The 17,306-nt window shown below is 65.4% G+C and carries 18 protein-coding genes; 10 read left to right on the top strand and 8 right to left on the bottom strand.

The features are described 5' to 3' along the window. Nucleotides 1–86: 86 nt before the first annotated feature. A complete protein-coding gene (locus ACZY1I_RS18180; RefSeq protein WP_463755860.1) occupies nucleotides 87–611 on the bottom strand; it encodes a helix-turn-helix domain-containing protein in 525 nt (174 codons plus the stop codon). Nucleotides 612–705: 94 nt separating this feature from the next. Here ACZY1I_RS18180 and ACZY1I_RS18175 point away from each other — a divergent pair, with 94 nt between their 5' ends. Both ACZY1I_RS18175 and ACZY1I_RS18170 read left to right on the top strand, forming a co-directional pair. Then, the gene (locus tag ACZY1I_RS18175; RefSeq protein ID WP_463755859.1) at nucleotides 706–1,491 is read left to right on the top strand and encodes an aldolase; all 786 of its coding nucleotides are present in this window, start codon (nucleotides 706–708) and stop codon (nucleotides 1,489–1,491) included. 30 nt (nucleotides 1,492–1,521) lie between these two features. Continuing rightward, nucleotides 1,522–2,406 (top strand): dihydrodipicolinate synthase family protein, encoded by an 885-nt coding sequence (locus tag ACZY1I_RS18170; protein ID WP_463755858.1) that lies wholly within the window; start codon nucleotides 1,522–1,524, stop codon nucleotides 2,404–2,406. Between the two features lie 105 nt (nucleotides 2,407–2,511). On the opposite strand, the gene ACZY1I_RS18165 is transcribed toward ACZY1I_RS18170, so the two are convergent. The 4 genes from ACZY1I_RS18165 to ACZY1I_RS18150 are packed head-to-tail and all read right to left on the bottom strand — an operon-like array spanning nucleotide 2,512 to nucleotide 5,512. Then, complete coding sequence (locus ACZY1I_RS18165; RefSeq protein ID WP_463755857.1) at nucleotides 2,512–3,165, bottom strand: YwqG family protein; 654 nt, start codon at nucleotides 3,163–3,165, stop codon at nucleotides 2,512–2,514. 5 nt (nucleotides 3,166–3,170) lie between these two features. Continuing rightward, nucleotides 3,171–4,055, bottom strand: a complete 885-nt coding sequence (ypfJ, locus tag ACZY1I_RS18160) for a KPN_02809 family neutral zinc metallopeptidase (RefSeq protein ID WP_463755856.1) — start codon at nucleotides 4,053–4,055, stop codon at nucleotides 3,171–3,173. Nucleotides 4,056–4,109: 54 nt separating this feature from the next. Further along, the gene (locus tag ACZY1I_RS18155) at nucleotides 4,110–4,613 is read right to left on the bottom strand and encodes an SRPBCC family protein (protein ID WP_463756285.1); all 504 of its coding nucleotides are present in this window, start codon (nucleotides 4,611–4,613) and stop codon (nucleotides 4,110–4,112) included. A gap of 11 nt (nucleotides 4,614–4,624) precedes the next feature. Continuing rightward, nucleotides 4,625–5,512 (bottom strand): oxidoreductase, encoded by an 888-nt coding sequence (locus ACZY1I_RS18150; protein ID WP_463756284.1) that lies wholly within the window; start codon nucleotides 5,510–5,512, stop codon nucleotides 4,625–4,627. 78 nt (nucleotides 5,513–5,590) lie between these two features. Between ACZY1I_RS18150 and aspS the strand changes: the two genes are divergently transcribed. The 6 genes from aspS to ACZY1I_RS18120 all read left to right on the top strand — a co-directional run bounded on the left by aspS (nucleotide 5,591) and on the right by ACZY1I_RS18120 (nucleotide 10,762). Beyond that, a complete protein-coding gene (gene aspS / locus ACZY1I_RS18145; RefSeq protein WP_463755855.1) occupies nucleotides 5,591–7,372 on the top strand; it encodes an aspartate--tRNA ligase in 1,782 nt (593 codons plus the stop codon). A gap of 177 nt (nucleotides 7,373–7,549) precedes the next feature. After that, nucleotides 7,550–7,705 carry a hypothetical protein gene (locus ACZY1I_RS18140; RefSeq protein ID WP_463755854.1) on the top strand — a complete coding sequence of 52 codons (156 nt, stop codon included), beginning with the start codon at nucleotides 7,550–7,552 and terminating at the stop codon, nucleotides 7,703–7,705. Further along, nucleotides 7,647–7,808 (top strand): PE-PGRS family protein, encoded by a 162-nt coding sequence (locus ACZY1I_RS18135; protein ID WP_463755853.1) that lies wholly within the window; start codon nucleotides 7,647–7,649, stop codon nucleotides 7,806–7,808. The genes ACZY1I_RS18140 and ACZY1I_RS18135 overlap by 59 nt, the downstream gene beginning before the upstream one ends. A 37-nt stretch (nucleotides 7,809–7,845) precedes the next feature. Next, nucleotides 7,846–8,289: a nitroreductase family deazaflavin-dependent oxidoreductase gene (locus ACZY1I_RS18130; RefSeq protein ID WP_463755852.1), complete on the top strand. Its 444-nt coding sequence runs from the start codon at nucleotides 7,846–7,848 to the stop codon at nucleotides 8,287–8,289. Between the two features lie 112 nt (nucleotides 8,290–8,401). Beyond that, on the top strand, nucleotides 8,402–9,667 hold the full coding sequence (locus ACZY1I_RS18125; protein ID WP_463755851.1) for a PE family protein: 1,266 nt from the start codon (nucleotides 8,402–8,404) through the stop codon (nucleotides 9,665–9,667). A 45-nt stretch (nucleotides 9,668–9,712) separates the two neighbouring features. Then, the gene (locus ACZY1I_RS18120) at nucleotides 9,713–10,762 is read left to right on the top strand and encodes an FUSC family protein (protein ID WP_463755850.1); all 1,050 of its coding nucleotides are present in this window, start codon (nucleotides 9,713–9,715) and stop codon (nucleotides 10,760–10,762) included. Between the two features lies 1 nt (nucleotide 10,763). On the opposite strand, the gene ACZY1I_RS18115 is transcribed toward ACZY1I_RS18120, so the two are convergent. Both ACZY1I_RS18115 and ACZY1I_RS18110 read right to left on the bottom strand, forming a co-directional pair. After that, nucleotides 10,764–11,153 carry an MmcQ/YjbR family DNA-binding protein gene (locus ACZY1I_RS18115; protein WP_463755849.1) on the bottom strand — a complete coding sequence of 130 codons (390 nt, stop codon included), beginning with the start codon at nucleotides 11,151–11,153 and terminating at the stop codon, nucleotides 10,764–10,766. 51 nt (nucleotides 11,154–11,204) lie between these two features. Continuing rightward, on the bottom strand, nucleotides 11,205–12,452 hold the full coding sequence (locus ACZY1I_RS18110) for an esterase/lipase family protein (RefSeq protein WP_463755848.1): 1,248 nt from the start codon (nucleotides 12,450–12,452) through the stop codon (nucleotides 11,205–11,207). Nucleotides 12,453–12,636: 184 nt separating this feature from the next. On the opposite strand from ACZY1I_RS18110, the gene ACZY1I_RS18105 reads away from it, so the two are divergent. Continuing rightward, complete coding sequence (locus tag ACZY1I_RS18105; RefSeq protein ID WP_463755847.1) at nucleotides 12,637–13,587, top strand: transglutaminase family protein; 951 nt, start codon at nucleotides 12,637–12,639, stop codon at nucleotides 13,585–13,587. Further along, a complete protein-coding gene (locus tag ACZY1I_RS18100; RefSeq protein ID WP_463755846.1) occupies nucleotides 13,580–14,626 on the top strand; it encodes a zinc-binding metallopeptidase family protein in 1,047 nt (348 codons plus the stop codon). Before ACZY1I_RS18105 ends, ACZY1I_RS18100 begins: the two co-directional genes overlap by 8 nt. Nucleotides 14,627–14,638: 12 nt before the next feature. On the opposite strand, the gene ACZY1I_RS18095 is transcribed toward ACZY1I_RS18100, so the two are convergent. Beyond that, nucleotides 14,639–17,293 (bottom strand): circularly permuted type 2 ATP-grasp protein, encoded by a 2,655-nt coding sequence (locus ACZY1I_RS18095; protein WP_463756283.1) that lies wholly within the window; start codon nucleotides 17,291–17,293, stop codon nucleotides 14,639–14,641. Nucleotides 17,294–17,306 lie beyond the last annotated feature (13 nt).

Here is a 17,306-nt window from a genome sequence, read left to right as displayed (position 1 = left end):
GCCGTCGTTGCTCAAGATGGTCATGGTCCGCCTCGTCGCGCCGTCGGAGCGGTGGATCGCGTTGCCGCCCGGCTTGAGGTGATGCGCTAGGGGCCGGCGTTGGTGACGACGACGACCTCGGCCGGATGCGGACTGATCGCCCGCAATTTATGGTCGACGGTGGCGTGGAAGTAGGCACTGTCACCCGCGTCCAGCGTGATGGTCTGATCGCCGTATTCCAGTTCGACCGCGCCCGCGTGCACGAACACGAATTCTTGTCCGGGATGCTCGGGATGCGGGTCGTCGGAAGCGATCTGCATCGGCCGAACGACGAACGGCGACATGGATTTTCCCAGTAACGGGGTGGCTAATGCGTGGTAGCGCCCACCCGCCGGGGCACCGCGGTCCCGGGCGCGGTCGATCGTGATCATCTCCGCAGTCGCGTCGTCGGAGAACAACCGCGCGACATCTACGTCGAGTGCGCGTGCGACCTTGAGGGCCACCGCGATGGACGGCGTGCTCTGGCCGCGTTCGATCTTGGACAGGTAGCTCTTGGTCAGGCCGGTCTGGTCGGCCAGTTGCTCGAGGGTGAGGCCACGTTCCCTACGAACGGCGCGAAGCAGGGCGGTCATCGGCAGGGCCTCCTTCCATGTATGACACAAAGTGTCCTATAGTGCTATCTAGCACGATCTAAGTGTCACACACTTGCGACCAAGGGAGCCGTTGATGGCAACCACTTTTACCGATTCGAAATCCGAACTGATGCGCCGCTCGCAGGAACGGCTCGAGGCGCAAGAGGAGCGCTCGGAGCTGACGGCGCGACAGAAGGTCGCGCTCACCTGCCGCGCCCTGTTCGACGCAGGTCACGATTCCGGGCTGGCCGGGCAGATCACCGCCCGCGCCGAGGCGCCTGGCACCTACTACACCCAGCGACTCGGCCTGGGCTTCGACGAGATCACCGACACGAATCTGCTGGTCGTGGACGAGGATCTCAACGTCCTTGAGGGCTCGGGCATGGCCAACCCAGCCAATCGCTTTCACAGTTGGATCTATCGCGCGCGGCCGGATGTCCAATGCATCGTGCACACCCACCCCTTCCATGTGGCAGCCCTGTCGATGCTGGAGGTCCCGTTGTTGGTGTCCCACATGGACACCACGCCGCTCTACGACGATTGCGCCTTCCTGGCCGACTGGCCGGGCGTGCCGGTCGGCAACGACGAGGGGAAGATCATCACCGCCGCGTTGGGTGACAAGAAGGCCGCCTTGCTGGCGCATCACGGCCAGCTGGTGGCCGGAGCGAGTGTCGAGGAGGCTTGCTCGCTGGCCGTCCTCATCGAACGGGCCGCCAAATTGCAGTTGGCCGCCATGGCGGCAGGCACCATCAAGGAGCTTCCCGCTGAACTGGCGCGGGAGGCGCACGACTGGACGTTGACACCGGCACGCAGCCGGGCGAACTTCGCGTACTACGCGCGCCGTGCGCTGGTGCGCCACCCTGACGCCCTGACTTCCTAATTCGCTGTCCGACAAACGATTAGAGGAACCGTGTCCCGTCCCGAAATTCACGGCATCATCGCCTATCCGATCACGCCGTTCACCGCTGACCTGTCCGGCGTCGACACCCAGCGGTTGACGGGACTCGTCGACCGCCTCGTGTCGTCCGGAGTGCACGCGATCGCCCCGCTCGGCAGTACCGGTGAGCTGGCCTATCTCGATGAGTCGGAATTCGACACCGTGGTCGACGCCACGATTGCCGCCGTCGCCGGCCGAGTCCCGGTCGTCGTGGGCGCATCCGATCTGACCACTGCCAGAACCGTCCGGCGCGCCCAGTATGCGCAGCAGGCCGGTGCCGACGCCGTGATGGTCCTGCCGGTCTCGTATTGGAAGCTCACCGACCGCGAGATCGCGCAGCATTACCGCAGCATCGGGGAGTCCATCGGAATTCCCATCATGGCCTACAACAACCCGGCAACCAGTGGTGTGGACATGAGTCCTGAGTTGCTGATCGCCATGTTCGACAATGTGGAGAACCTCACCATGGTGAAGGAGTCCACCGGCGACCTGTCTCGGATGCAACGCATCGCTTCACTCAGCGACGGCCAGTTGCCGTTCTACAACGGCAGCAACCCACTGGTGCTCGACGCACTCAAAGTAGGTGCATCCGGATGGTGCACCGCTGCAACGAATCTGCGGCCTCAAGCGTGCATTGACCTGTACGACGCGGTACGCGCAGGTGATCTGGAAAAGGCGCAAATTCGCTACGACGATCTCAAGCCGCTGTTGCAATTCATCGTCGCCGGCGGGTTGCCGACGACGGTGAAGGCCGGTTTGGATCTGCTTGGTGTTCCGGTCGGCGATCCGCGGACGCCGCTGCTGCCTCTCGACGAGGCAAGGCGCACCGAGTTGCAAAGCCTGCTCAACGGCGCCTGAGGCGGGGATCACGACAACCTCTTCGAAGCGGTTCAGTGGCGGAATCGGTTGCAGCCGAAGATCTTCGGGTGCGACGGCGACTTTGAGGTCCGGTCAAGCCTGTGCTCAGGCGCAGTCCCAGTCGTATTGGACCGCGGAGAAGTCACGCTGGACCAGATCATCGGTCGAAATGGTGAACCGCCCGGTACCCAGATCGCCCCACATGATTCGCCATTCATCGTCGTGCGCGTCGGAGTCCAGCTGAAAAAGCAGGACATGTCCGTCGGGAATCTCCGGGTCCGCATTTCCGTAGGGGTAGCCGCCGATTCGATGCCCGCCGAGGTCCTCGTCGTCTTCCTCGTAAGCGGGATGTGGTTGGCTCACCAGCTTGCCGACCAGTCCGAATTCCGTATCGGGGTCTTCGAGTGGGGTGAACTCCTGCTGCGGCGCGTGCGAGGTGCTGGGCACCGGCTGCCACGCCGGGAGCTGACCTGGCGGGCGGGCCCAGTCGGTTGCCACCGCGGCGTGGTAGAGCACCACACACTCGAATTCCGCTGTGCTGCTGATGAAGAACTGCAACAACCCGTCCGACGGAAAACCCAACAGGTCGGGCAGTTCGGCGAAATTCAGTTGTGCGATGAATACCAACGGATTGCCGGACTCATCGAGCGGGTGGTCCGCGGCTGAGACCAGGTAGGGGAGTCCGCCCACCTTCGACCCCCAGGGGGACGCAGGCGGACCGTCGATCAATGTCAGTTCGATCGAGGCACGATCAGCCATGGGTGCTACCCGAGATCGTTGGTCTTGAAGGTGTCGCACTTATTGGGATCGCCGCTCTGATATCCCGCCGTGAACCACTTCTGCCGCTGCGCCGACGAGCCGTGCGTCCAGGATTCGGGGTTGGTGCGTCCATTCACCTGTTCCTGGATCCGATCGTCACCCACCGAGGCAGCCGCCGACAGGGCGTCTTGAATGTCTTTGTCGCTCAACGGTTCCAGGAATGGCGCGCCGGTGCTCTCCTGCTTGACGGTCGACGCGTAGTGCGCCCACACCCCGGCGTAGCAGTCGGCCTGCAACTCCGTGCGTACGCCGTTGCCGGTGGCGCCCTGCGCCCCTGACTGGGCCCGGCCCAGCACCCCCAGCAGGTTCTGCACGTGGTGGCCGTATTCATGAGCCACCACATACTCTTCGGCGAAAGGGCCGCCGCTGGAACCGAATCGGGTCACCAGCACCTGGAAGAAATCGGTATCGAAGTACGCCGTCTTGTCCACCGGGCAATAGAAAGGTCCGACGTCACTGCTGGCCGGCCCGCAGCCGGTGCTCACCTGGCCGCTGAAAAGTCGCACCTTCGGGCGGGTGTAGCGGTCGGGCATCAGCTGTTTCCAGACAGCGTCGATGGAGTTGCCGGTGGCGATCACCCGGCACTGCACGTACTTGTTGGCGTCGGCCCCGGTCTTGCACCGACTCAGGTCGAAACCGGGTGCCACGTCCTCGCTCGAGTCGACCGGTTGCTGGCTGAGAATGCCACCGGGATCGACGCCGAGCAGCATGGCCACCACCACGACCAACAGTCCACCGATGCCGCCGCCGATCGCGAGCCGTCCACCACCCCCGCCGCCAGACGACGACGCGGTGCTGGTGTCGATCTGCATACCCTCGTTGAAGGTCATCGCACGCTCCCCAAAATCTCAGATTTTGACCGGGCTGTCTGGCAGAGACTCAGCCTATCGCTGTCGCTGAGTGGCGAACCGGGTGTCGGTGTAAGTACGCAGGTTGCGCAGGAACCGGCGCAACGCAAAGTTCAGCACCGGGCCGAATAACACCATTCCCAACCCGGCGCCGCGGGCCGGCCGCTGCGCCATGGTCCAGGTCAGCCTGCTGCCGCCCGGGATGACCTCAACCCGGTAGTCCTCGGCAAACGCGGCGACCGCTTTCGTGGAGCATTCGTTGAAGCGAAACGCCATGTGGGTGAACGGTTCCCAGGCAATGAACTCTTCGTCACCGACGATGCCACCGAGCATTTCGACGACCCGGGTGGTCCCGATGCCGCGAGGCTCGGGACTGGTCCAGGTCACCTTGGTGATCACCTTGGCCCAGCGCGGCCAGGACTCGGCGTCGGCGAGCACCTCGAACAGTTGTTCCGGCGTGATGGCCAGCTCAACGCTGTTGCGAAAGCGATGCGGAGCGTTCTCGATGAAGTCCAGGTCGACGCGTTCGCACGGGTGCATGCCTTTAGACATTAGCCAGGTCCGTCGCTGGCCGCGGCGAGCAGCGGCACCAGCACGTCGCTGATCGGGGTGGCCAGCCCGTGCGCCCGGGCTTTGCGGATGATCACGCCGTTGCGCAGATCCCATTCCAGGCGTCGGTGGGCTTGCCGGTCGGCCAGGATCGAGGTGCCCATGTCTTCGGGCGCTCGCTGGAAGAGGTTGACCAGGTCTTCGATCACGTCGTCGCCGAGGTGGGCGCCTTCGGCACGCGCCACTGCCAGGCACTCGGCGACGTACCGCCGAGACAGGGTGGCCACATCGTCGCGGCGGAACATCGCCGATCGCCGGCCGGACAGCGCCATGAATCCGGACAGCGCGTTCACCACGAGCTTGCGCCAGGCCATGGTGGTGAAATCGGTGGCGCAGTCCACCCTGGCGCCGGCCTCCCGCAGCATCTCGGCGAATGATTCCGCCGCGTCGGTGGCGGGCAGCACCAGCGCGGCCTCACCGCGCAACCGCACCCATCCCTCCGGCTGAGTCTCGGCCGAGAACCACACGATGCCGGGTATGACGGCCGAATCCGGGCACATCGGCTGCACCTGCTCGACCTGCTCGACGCCGTTCTGCAGGGCGACAACCAGCGTGTGTTCATCGCACAGCCGCGCCAACCAGCCGCTCGCGGCGTTGTTCTGGGTGGCTTTCACCGCCAGCACCAGCACATCCACCGGCCCGGTCACGGCGCCGGCGTCGGTGTGCACCGGACCGGGCACCACGACGGCGTCCCTGCCGTCGGGCCGCAGTTCGAGGCCGTCACGGCGGGTATGGCCGCATATCAGCACCTGGTGTCCGGCCTCGTACAGCAGCGCTGCGACGGTGGTGCCGACGGCACCCGGGCCCACTAGAGCGAGATTGGTTGCGATGCAAACAAACGTACCGGGTGAAATGGCGGGCCCGTCCGGCCATCTAGACTGGGCAGTCGTTCAATTCAGGTGAAGGGGATGTTTGTGCTGCGCAGCCACGCCGCTGGTTCGTTGAGGAATGGCGATGCCGGGCAGCAGGTGACATTGGCCGGCTGGGTGGCCCGCCGTCGTGACCACGGCGGCGTCATCTTCATCGACCTACGCGACGCGTCGGGCGTCACCCAGGTCGTGTTCCGTGAATCCGACGTGCTGGCCCAGGCACACCGGCTGCGCGCCGAGTTCTGCATAGCGGTGTCCGGCGTCATCGAGATCCGTCCCGAAGGTAACGCCAACCCCGACATCGCTACCGGTGACATCGAGGTCAACGCCACCTCGCTGACGGTGCTCGGTGAAAGCGCGCCGTTGCCATTCCAGCTCGATGAGCCGGCCGGTGAGGAGCTGCGGTTGAAGTACCGCTACCTCGACTTGCGCCGCGAGGGCCCCGGCGCGGCGATTCGGTTGCGCTCCAAGGTCAATGCCGCCGCACGTGGCGTGCTGGCGGCTCATGATTTCGTGGAGATCGAGACGCCGACCATCACCCGTTCGACGCCGGAGGGGGCACGCGACTTCCTGGTGCCGGCCCGGCTGCGGCCCGGAACCTTCTACGCGCTGCCGCAAAGCCCCCAGCTGTTCAAACAGCTGCTCATGGTGGCCGGAATGGAGCGCTACTACCAGATCGCCCGCTGTTACCGCGACGAGGATTTCCGCGCCGACCGTCAGCCCGAGTTCACTCAGCTCGACATGGAGCTCAGCTTCGTCGATGTCGAGGACATCATCGCGATCTCCGAGGAGATCCTGACCGCGCTCTGGTCACTGATCGGGTACCAGGTTCCGACGCCCATTCCGCGGATCACCTACGCCGAGGCGATGCGGCGCTTCGGCTCCGACAAGCCCGACCTGCGGTTCGGTCAGGAACTGGTCGAATGTACAGAGTTCTTCTCCGACACCACCTTCCGGGTGTTCCAGGCGCCCTATGTCGGCGCCGTGGTGATGCCCGGCGGGGCGTCGCAGCCGCGCCGCACCCTGGACGGCTGGCAGGAATGGGCCAAACAGCGCGGTCACCGCGGGCTGGCCTATGTCCTGGTCGCCGAGGATGGCACGTTGGGCGGGCCGGTGGCCAAGAACCTGTCCGACGCCGAGCGCGACGGCCTGGCCGCCCACGTCGGCGCCAGCCCCGGCGACTGCATTTTCTTCTCGGCCGGACCGGTCAAGGCGTCACGGGCGCTGCTCGGCGCGGCGCGCATCGAGATCGGCAATCGACTGGGCCTGATCGATCCGGCCGCATGGGCTTTCGTGTGGGTCATCGACCCGCCGTTGTTCGAGCCAGCTGACGACGCGACCGCCGCCGGCGATGTGGCAGTGGGTTCGGGGGCGTGGACCGCGGTGCATCATGCGTTCACTTCGCCTAAGAGTGAGCATCAGGACAGCATCGACTCCGATCCCGGCAACGTGCTCGCCGATGCGTACGACATCGTCTGCAACGGCAACGAGATCGGTGGCGGCTCGATCCGTATTCATCGCCGCGATATCCAGGAGCGGGTATTCGCCGTGATGGGCCTGGACAAGGCTGAAGCCGAAGAGAAGTTCGGATTCCTGTTGGAAGCGTTCACCTTTGGTGCGCCGCCGCACGGCGGGATCGCCTTCGGTTGGGATCGCATCACCGCTCTGCTGGCCGGGTTCGACTCGATCCGCGAGGTGATCGCGTTCCCCAAGACCGGTGGCGGCGTCGACCCGCTGACCGATGCACCCGCGCCGATCACCGCCCAGCAGCGCAAGGAATCTGGAATAGATTTCAAGCCAGTGGCTCCCAAGAATGGCTGAGTTGGCCTCGCTTTAGCCGCACGCCGCAAACCAAGCCATGTTGCTGTGGTGTTACTCGTTAGACCCTGATCGAATTCACGGCAAACTACTGGGTAACTCATGCGATAAGGGTCTAGGGGTTCCCCAGTTAATGGCGGGGTCGGCGGCAAGCTCATCATCATCGGGCCCTTCGCGGGCGTGGGCTTCAACCCGGGCAGGGTGCACAATCTGAGCGCCAACCCTCAGGTCGGCGTCGAAATCGGCACGGCCGCATACGAACTGGCAGTGCGAACCTTTGCAGCAGGACTCTATCGGCGCGGGCGGTCGCGGCGGCAATGCCCAGCAGATCGGTAACGGCGGCGACGGTGGCGTCTGCGCGCCCGGGGTGGTGCCAGGGACTGCTGGTGGGGGCGGTGCCGGCGGAAAGATGTTCGGCAAGCCAGGGTCGAGCGGGTAGCTGGAATAGACATCGGACCCAAACCCGTTGACCAGGCATGACCCCAGGAGTCCCAGACGCCGAGTTCGTGAAGAAGTTCAATAAGGAACTTGCGGACGAGTTCCGTGCCAACGACGGCAAGGTCGGCGGCCAGTTCGCCGACGCAGACATCTTGTTGCTCACCACGACCGGCGCCAAGTCCGGCCAGTCCCGACTATCGCCGCTGGCGTACTTCCGGATCGACGGCAAGCTGATCATCATCGGGTCCTTTGCGGGCGCAGATTTCAACCCGGCTTGGGTGCATAATCTTCGTGCCAATTCTCAGGCGCACATCGAGATCGGCACCGACGCCTACGAAGTGACCGCGCGCGAGCTTTCAACGCAGGAACGCGACGAGATCTTTGCAAAGGTCACCGCCGCGTCGCCGGGTTTCGCCGATTACCAGGCGAAAACCAGTCGGGTGATTCCGCTGTTCGAGCTGGAAAGGGCCGGGGAAAGCTAGTTCGGCTAACCGAAAACATCGGTTGGCATTGCCGAAATTGGCTGCTTACGATTTCGCACACAGGATGGTTTGAATTCGGCCAGGGGCAGACGACTGGGGTGGGAGACGTCAGATGTCATTTGCAATTGCCACGCCGGACTGGATAGCGGCGGCAGCGACGGATCTGGCGAGTCTCGGCTCGTCACTCAATCCGGCCACTTCGGTCGCCGCCGCCCCGACGGTGTATCTCCTGGCCGCGAGTGCGGACGAAGTCTCGGTAGCTGTCGCGGCGTTGTTCGGCGAGCACGGACAGAGTTTTCAGGCGCTCAGTGCGCAGGCGACCTCGTACCACGACCAGTTTGTGCAGGCGCTCACCGGCGGGGCCGGGGCGTACACGGCCGCCGAGGCCGCCAGCGTGGGGCCGTTGCAGCCGCTGCTGGATCTGATCAACACGCCTGCCCGGTTGTTATTGGGCCGCCCGCTGATCGGAGACGGTAACGACGGCGGCACAGTCAATGGGGTCGGGCAGCCCGGCGAAGCCGGCGGAATCCTTTTCGGCAACGGCGGTGCCGGCGGTGTCAGCACCAACACCGGAGCGGCCGGCGGGCGGGGCGGGGACGCCGGACTGTTCGGCACCGGCGGTGTCGGCGGTCGGGGCGGACCCGGCAGCGGGAGCGTCGTTGCCGGTGGAGTGGGCGGTGCCGGCGGCGTAGGTGGGCTGCTGTTCGGGAGTGGTGGTGCCGGCGGGACTGGGGGAACCGGATTGATCGGCTCCCTCGTCAGCGGCCCGGGCGGTAACGGTGGAGCCGGCGGTGCGAGCGGGCTGTTCGGCAGTGGCGGCGCCGGCGGTGCCGGCGGCCACGGCGGAGACAACTTCGGCGCATCGGGCACCGCGTACGCGGGAAACGGCGGAGTCGGTGGTGCCGGCGGTGCGGGCGGGTTGCTCGGCAGCGGCGGTACCGGCGGGGTCGGCGGATTGGGGGGAACCGCCAAGTCCAGCGGCGGCTTCGAGGCTTCCGCCGGGGCAGGCGGTCTGGGCGGCGCAGGTGGGAGCGGACATGCGCTGATCGGCGACGGTGGACATGCTGGGGCCGGCGGTCAGGGCGGGAACGCGACTGGCGGCGGTATTAAGAGCGGAGGACACGGCGGTGCAGGCGGTGTCGGCGGAACCGCAGGGTTCATCGGCTCCGGCGGCGGCGGCGGAAACGGTGGCATTGTGGGTGCCGGGTCCACCAGCGCCAATGGCGGAGCAGGCGGTAGCGGTGGCAATGCCCAGTGGATCGGCAACGGCGGCCAAGGCGGTGGCGGCAATGCCGGCAGCGACACCTTCCGGTTTGGCAAGGGCGGCGTCGGCGGGACCGGAGGAAAGCTCTTCGGCCAGCCGGGGTTGCACGGGTAGCGGACTGCCAGGCCGTGACGTCACCTGGCGGCTTAGATAGGCGTCATGACCACTTCGCTGCTGGATCGGGCAGCCCACGGCGCAACCGAAGCCGTTCATCGTCTGCGCGTCGCGTTGTGGCCGATCACCCAGACGTCGGTTGCGGCCGGCGTCGCGTGGTATCTGGCCCACGACGTGCTGCACCACCCGCAGCCCTTCTTCGCACCCATTTCTGCCGTGGTCTGCATGTCGGCGACGAACGTGCTGCGGACTCGACGGGCCGCCCAGATGATTGTCGGCGTCGCGCTGGGAATCGGGGTCGGCGCCGGAGTTCAGGCACTCCTGGGCACCGATGGGTTTGCCTTTGTCGCCGCAGTCTTTCTCGCGTTGGGTTTCGCGGTGCTGATCGGGCGGGGCTTCATCGCCCAGGGTCTGATGTTCGTCAACCAAACCGGGGTTTCCACGATCCTGGTGTTGGTCTTCGCGCACAGCGGGCCCGTGGTTGCCGAGCGGCTGTTCGATGCGCTGCTCGGCGGAGGTCTCGCGTTCGTGTTCAGCACTCTGCTGTTTCCGGCCAACCCGATGACCCTGCTAGGCACAGCCCGCGCCGGTGTGCTGGGCGCTCTGCACGACACGCTCGTCGAAATCACGGAGGTGATGAGCGATCCGACGCGGGCCGGCGTGGACTGGCCGCTGGCCTGCGTGGACAAACTGCACAATCAGTTGGGTGCGCTGCTCGAGGCGCGTAGTACCGCCCGGTTGATCGTCCGCAGGGCGCCACTGCGCATGCGGTCGCGCGGCGTCATCGACTCGGTGGATCTGCAGGCCGCACGATTGGGCCTGCTGACCAGCGCCGTACTGCAGTTGGCAAGAATCATCGCGCAGCCCGTCGACGGTCGGCTGGCCAAACCGATGCGGGCTGCGGTCGGCGAACTTGCGCAAGGGACGTCGACCGCAGATTCATCGGTGCAGGCAGTGTGTGCGCACGTGGCGGCCGCCCGCCAACACGCCGCCGAACTGGAATCCGCGGCACGGGACCGATCTGGCGCACTGCTTGCCGACATCGTCGGAGCCTGCGTCGAAGAGTTGCAGGCTGTGATCGACTGCGCCGACTGATTTATTGCGACTTAGCGAGAAATTCCTTGACCAGCCGCTTCGGCGCCTGCACCAGCCACGCCTCGGTGATCAGGTCATTGAGGTCGGAAACCTCGATGTTGGCCAGCTTGACCAGCACCGCGGCGTACCCGTCGAAATGCGGAGTTGTGAAGTACACATCGGGCTCGTCGGCGACCAGCGCGAGCTTGACGCCCTCGTCGGACACCCGGACACCCAAGATGTCGCCGACCGGCGGTTCCACCCCGGCTCTGGTCAGGTTCTCGATGTCGGACTTGCGCAGTGGCCGCTCCCACGCCATCAGCTTTTTGCCGACCCGCCAGTCGCGGGGCGACTGCTCGATGGTCAGCGGCAGCTCAGCGGCGATGCGGGCGACGTCGTCCCAGTTAGCCACGTCTTCGATTGTGCGCGCGGCTGCGCGGGTTCGCCGGACTTTATCGAAGAACTAGCCGATCGATCCCGATTGCGTGACTGCCCGTGCCGGACTCAACCACTCCAACAACTTGTCGTAGATCTTCGGATTGTTGAGCAGGTCGAAGTGATTGAGGCCGGTGAGTGTCAGGCCATGAGCTTCCTCGAACGGAATCTGGCGGAATCGGCCGCGCCCAGAGGCGCTCTTCGGTCGCACCAGGACGTCGCCCACCAGCAAGCCGAGCCCGCGGGGTGCTGCGGTGGTGGAGACGAAGTGGTAGACCGCGTCGGGCAGGAACGGCACCTCGCGGCAGCGGTCGTACAGAAACTCGTCCGGTTCGCAGTCGCGCCAATCTTCGTCGAGTAGCGCGCCATACCGCAGATCCTTCACACCGGCACTTCGGGTGTTGAGGAACGCCGCCAGCGCCCGAGTTTCGGGCAGCTTGGACAGCGCCCAGGATGCGGCGTTCACGCCTTTTTCCAGGTCGGCCCCCAGGTGCGGCGAGCCGAGGCACACCACGTGCGAAACGGCGCCGGTCCAGGCGTGTTCGTCCTCGAGTCCGTAGTGACAGGCGCTACGTGACACCAATCCGCCCATCGAATGACCGACGAGCACGAGTTCTTCCACTGGCGTCGGCCACAGGGCCTGCAGCTGATTCAGCAGGTCGGCAAGCGCCCGGCCGTTCTGGGAGATGTGCAAGCCGCTGTTGTAGCGCAGAAAGACCGGTGTGAAGCCGAGGTCCTTACGCAGCCGTTTGCCATAGGGGCGCAACGTCTCCTCGGCGCGCGGCGGCCGCCACCACGCCCGCTCTGTCATGCACCAGCCGTGTACGAAGACGACGATCCGCCCGCTTGCCTTCGGGAAAGCATCGGCGATGGCGTCGGCGGTCATCGCCACCGGCTGGCCCTTCCGCCGGATCTCCATCCTCAGCGCGAGGCCGTTTTCGCGGTTGACCAGCTCATCCCCGTAGATGCCGTTGACCGCAGCCAGGACCGCGGCGACCTTCGGATTCGCTTCGACGGTCGGGTCGTCGTCGTTGCTCCACGCTTGAGCTGCCAGCGCCCCTGCGCCGTACAGCGACCCGCGGACCGCGCCGTCGACCAGGCCGTAGATGGTCGATGCGGTCGTGTCGTGTACGATCTGCACGGGCTTGGACGCTGGACCGATCGAATGAAAGACCCGACTCGCGATTCCGCGATGCATATCGCGGACCAGCGTGGTCACCACCCGGGTGCCTTCACCAGCGAGATCGGCCAGCGACCGGATTTCGTGTCCCTGCATGACCCAAGCTCCCTTCCGCGGTTGGCTACCAGGGTTCCCGTTTGAGGTCGGATATAGACCGCGATAGCCAGAATCGCACAGTGCAGGTTGTCGCGCAGGCGCGTCGAGCCGCTGTGTGATGAGATCAGGCGTGCCGCCAGCGGCGTGGTGGCTGACATAGATACCCGGGAAGGGTGAGGTTGTCTTGAGTTTGTCGTTCCCGTCGGACGGGCTGTCCGACTTCCCGGACACCAAACGCTATCGAGTCAGGCACCGTACTCAATACAGCTATGCCGATGTCGTGACCAGTTCTTACGGGCGCGGATTCCTCACGCCCCGAGATTCCGTGCGCCAGCGTCGTGTCGCCCACCGGCTCACCGTCGAGCCAACCCCCTCGGACAGTTCCACCTCCCGCGACAGTTACGGAAACATCAGCTCCTACTTCCATGTCACCGAGCCGCACCGCACCCTGACCATCACCAGCGACTCCATCGTCGACGTGTCCCCGCAGGCTGTCGGGCTGTACTCCACCGGCCCGGCACTGCAACCCTGGGAGGCAGCGCGGCCGACCGGGAGGCAGGGAGCTCTCGCAGCTGACTTCACGCTGGATCTCAGGCCGCCCGAGATCTCCGATGCGGTACGCGAGTATGCAGCGCCTAGTTTCGAGCCCGGACGCCCATTGGTCGAGGTGCTGAGCGATCTCGCCACCCGAATCTTCAACGATTTCACCTACCGTTCTGGGTCCACCACGGTTTCCACCCGAGTCAGTGAGGTTCTGGAGGCTCGCGAGGGGGTATGCCAAGACTTCGCGAGGCTGGCCATCGCCTGCCTTCGTGCCAATGGTTTGGCGGCCTGCTACGTGTCTGGTTATCTGGCCACCAACCCACCCCCGGGAAAGGAACGAATGATCGGAGTTGACGCCACCCATGCCTGGGCTTCGGTGTGGTCACCCCAGCAGCCAGGTCAATTTGAGTGGCTAGGGCTCGATCCCACCAACGACCAGTTGGTGGACCAGCGTTACGTGGTAGTTGGGCGTGGCCGCGACTATGCAGACGTGCCGCCGCTGCGCGGGATCATCTACACGAACTCGAAACGCAGCAAGATCGACGTCGGGGTCGACGTTGTCCCATTCGAAGGGGATTCGTTAGATGCGTGACTTCCACTGCCCGAATTGTGGTCAGCGCTTGGCTTTTGAGAACTCCGAGTGCCTGTCCTGCGGGAGTTCGCTGGGGTTCTCCCTCGAACAGATGGCTTTGCTCGTGATCGCCAAGCGTGGAGACGACAGCGACCATGCCGGTGTCGTTGCCGCCAACGATTACCAGCTGTGCGCTAATTTATACGTCGCCGAATGCAATTGGCTGGTTTCGGCCAACAACCCGGGCGGATTGTGCGCATCCTGTGGGTTGACGATTGAGCGGCCCAACGACAACGACAGCGTCGGGCTGCCGGAATTCGCCCGGGCTGAGGCCGCCAAGCGGCGGCTGGTCGCGGAGTTGCACGAGCTGAACCTGCCGATCATCGGCCGCGACGAGGATCCGGATTACGGACTGGCCTTCCGGCTGCTGTCCAGTGCGCACGAACAGGTGATCACCGGACACGAAAACGGTGTCATCACACTGGATCTGGCTGAAGGCGACGACGTGCATCGGGAGCAGTTACGGGTCGAGATGGAGGAGCCGTACCGCACGTTGCTCGGACACTTCCGTCACGAGGTCGGGCACTACTACTTTTACCGGCTGATCAGGACACCGGAGTACCTGGCGCAATTCAAAGCGTTGTTCGGCGATCCCGACGCCGATTATCAAGCGGCACTTGACCGTCACTACAGCGAAGGTGCGCCCGAGGGCTGGAAGAAGACCTTCGTGTCGTCGTACGCGACCATGCACCCCGCCGAGGATTGGGCTGAAACTTTCGCCCATTATCTGCACATCAGGGACACCTTGGACACCTCGGCGTCGTGCGGACTGGCACCGGCAGCGGCAACCTTCGACCGACCACCGTTGGGGCCCAGCGCTTTTCCGACCATCATCGACATGTGGCTGCCGTTGTCGTGGTCGCTGAACATGGTCAACCGGTCCATGGGCCACGACGACCTGTATCCGTTCGTGCTGCCACCCGCGGTGTTGAACAAGATGCAATTCATCCATACGGTGATTGACGATCTGACCAACGCGGCGACGGGTCCAGCGGCCTAGTGGTTCCGATCCCTAGGCCGGCAACGTCCGTCGTTCGTCGCCGCCCCACAGCGGCTGCATCCCCTCGGGCAGCGCCAGCTGCGTCGCGGTGATGACTTCGGCAAGTTCGCGTAGCGCAACGTGGGTCGCGGTGAGTAGCTCTGCCAAATCCTCGCGGTGACCGTCGGTGACTTCGTCGAGTTCGGCGGGATCCGAGCGGCGTAGTCGGGTGCTCATCTCGTCCACCATCCGCTCGGGTCGAGACGACCCCGACGAACCAGGGAGATTCTTCAGATTGGCCCGCAACCGCTCTAGCTGATACACCAGCGACCGCGGATTCTGGGCGTCGAACAGCATCAACTCGGTCACAGCGGCCACGCTGAACGTGCCCACGTTGCGACGCCGGTAGATGACCGCCGACTCGCATGCCGTCAGCGTCGACTCGATGATGGTCTGCTCGGCAACGGTGCCGCGAACCGTGGTCAGCGTGTCGGTGAGCATCGCGGTCAACCAGAGGCCGCGTTCGATGCGCTTGCCGATGTCCATCATGGTCCAGCCGACATCGTGCACCATCGACTCACTGGCCACCCCGGACAGCGTCAGCATCCCGGCCAATGTCTGAGCCTGGGCCGAGGCGAGCAGCGCATCGGCCTCACTGAGTGTCTGCGGCGGGTCGGATCGCAGCACGATGGCTCGCTCCACATTGGCCAGCACCATCCAGGTGTCGTTCGACAACTGGTCGCGCACCGCTCTGGCGGTGAGTGCCAGCCCGTCCACCGACTGGACCAGCGATCCGGGGCGTTCGGGGTCGACCGTCATCGCCCACAGCATCGACGGAGCCACCGCGATCATCTCGGCGTGGTCGTTGGCCGCGCCGGTGTCGGTTCCGGTGATCCGGCCCAGGGCGGCCATCAGTACGGGCACGCACTGGCTTTCCTCCGTGTCCTGGTAGTGCCGGTACACGTGGAAACGCTCGCGCGCGACGATGAGCAGTCGGGCCATGTTCTCGGCGCGTTCGCCGTAGCGGCCCATCCAGAACAGGTCGGACAGCACGCGCGGTGAGCTGACGCCCCAGGTGCCCGCGCCGGTCTTGGCCGGTTCCAGATCGGACGGCCTCATGATTGGCCGTGCCACGGTCTCGGTGATCGCGCGTTCGGTCGGACGTACCCAAACATCCTTGGCTGCAACGGTTTTCAGCGTGTACGCGGAAGGCCCGGGCGCCAGTACGTAGCCCAGGCCGCCGATCATCGGTGCATAGCCGCCGCGCTGGGCGACGGTGAACAGCCGCATGCCGACACTCGCCGACGACAACACGCCGGCGTGATCGGTGGGAGCCGACGAGAATCTCGGTAGCTCCTGTCCGGCCCACTGCCACGGCGTGGCCTCGATCCGGGCGGCCAGCGCGGACAATTGCGCCGACGAAAGTGACGGTCCGACAAGGGTTTCCCCGCCGTCGGTGGGTTTGATCAACAGCGACGACAGATTGGCCAGCAGGTGGGAGCGTTCGGCGCTGATGCCGCCCCAGTACACGGGTGCGCTCTGCAACAGCGGCTCTTCACCGAGCAGACGCTCGGCCAATTCGGGCAGAAAACGCATGATCGCGGGGCTTTCCAGAATGCCGCTGCCCAGTGTGTTGACCACGGTCACCGTTCCCCGGTGCTGCGCCTCGACCAGGCCCACGACGCCGAGGCGCGAATCGGCGCGCAGATCCAGTGGGTCGGCGTATTCCGCGTCCACCCGGCGCAACACCACGTCGACGCGCTTGAGCGTGCCCAGTGAGCGCATCCACAACTTGCCGTCGCGCACCACCAGGTCGGCGCTCTCCACCAGCGGGAAGCCAAGCAGCGAAGCAAGATACGCCTGGTCGAACGCCGTCTCGGAGAAGATGCCCGGGCTGAGCACCACCACCACCGGATCCTGCGCGACATCGGGCGCCGCGTCGATCAGAGCGAGTCGCAGGGCCTGCGCGAACGGGGTCGTCGGCCGCGGCGCAATCTGCTCGTAGAGATCGGGTATCGCGTGCGCGATGACCCGTCGGTCGGCCAGTGCGTATCCGGCGCCGGACGGCGCCTGCGTCCAGTCCTCGTTAACCTGGAAGGCACCGCCGGCGGTCCGGCTGACGTCACATCCGTGCATGAAAAGCTGATGGTGGCCGGGCACTTTGGTGTCGATGGCGGCGCGCACGTAGCCGGGGTGGGCGAACACCAGCTGTGCCGGCAGCAGCCCCTCGGTGAGCAGGTAGCGCGGACCGTAGAGGTCGGCAAGCACGGCGTCCAGCAACCGCGACCGCTGTACCAGCCCGGCTTCGAGAATCTCCCAATCGGCCGCGGAAACCACCAAGGGCAGCGTGTCCAGGCTCCACGGCCCTGGCTCCAGGCCGTGTCCACTGGGCTCTGCACGGAACGAGTCGACCCCGGTGTAGGTGATGCCGTCGTGGTCGATCAGGCTGTGCACCACCGAGCGCAACCGATCCAAACCCAGCCGGCCACGCTCCGCGATCGCGTCGGCCAGCTCACTCCAACCCGGCCGGATGTTGCCGCGCGCGTCGACGAACTCGTCGTAACCGCCGCCGGGTCCGTCCCGCAGATCGAACAATGCTTCCTGCGCGCGCGCCGTGCGGTATCCGGCCAACAGGCGGTCGATGTCGTAGCGGTCGGTCGCGCCGGGGGCTGCCGGCGCTCGATTCATGCCGACTGACATC

It is taken from the genome of Mycobacterium sp. IDUB_37 (assembly GCF_055419245.1).
The sequence above is the reverse complement of the archived record's forward strand: the minus strand, read 5'-3'. Positions and strand labels throughout refer to the sequence as shown.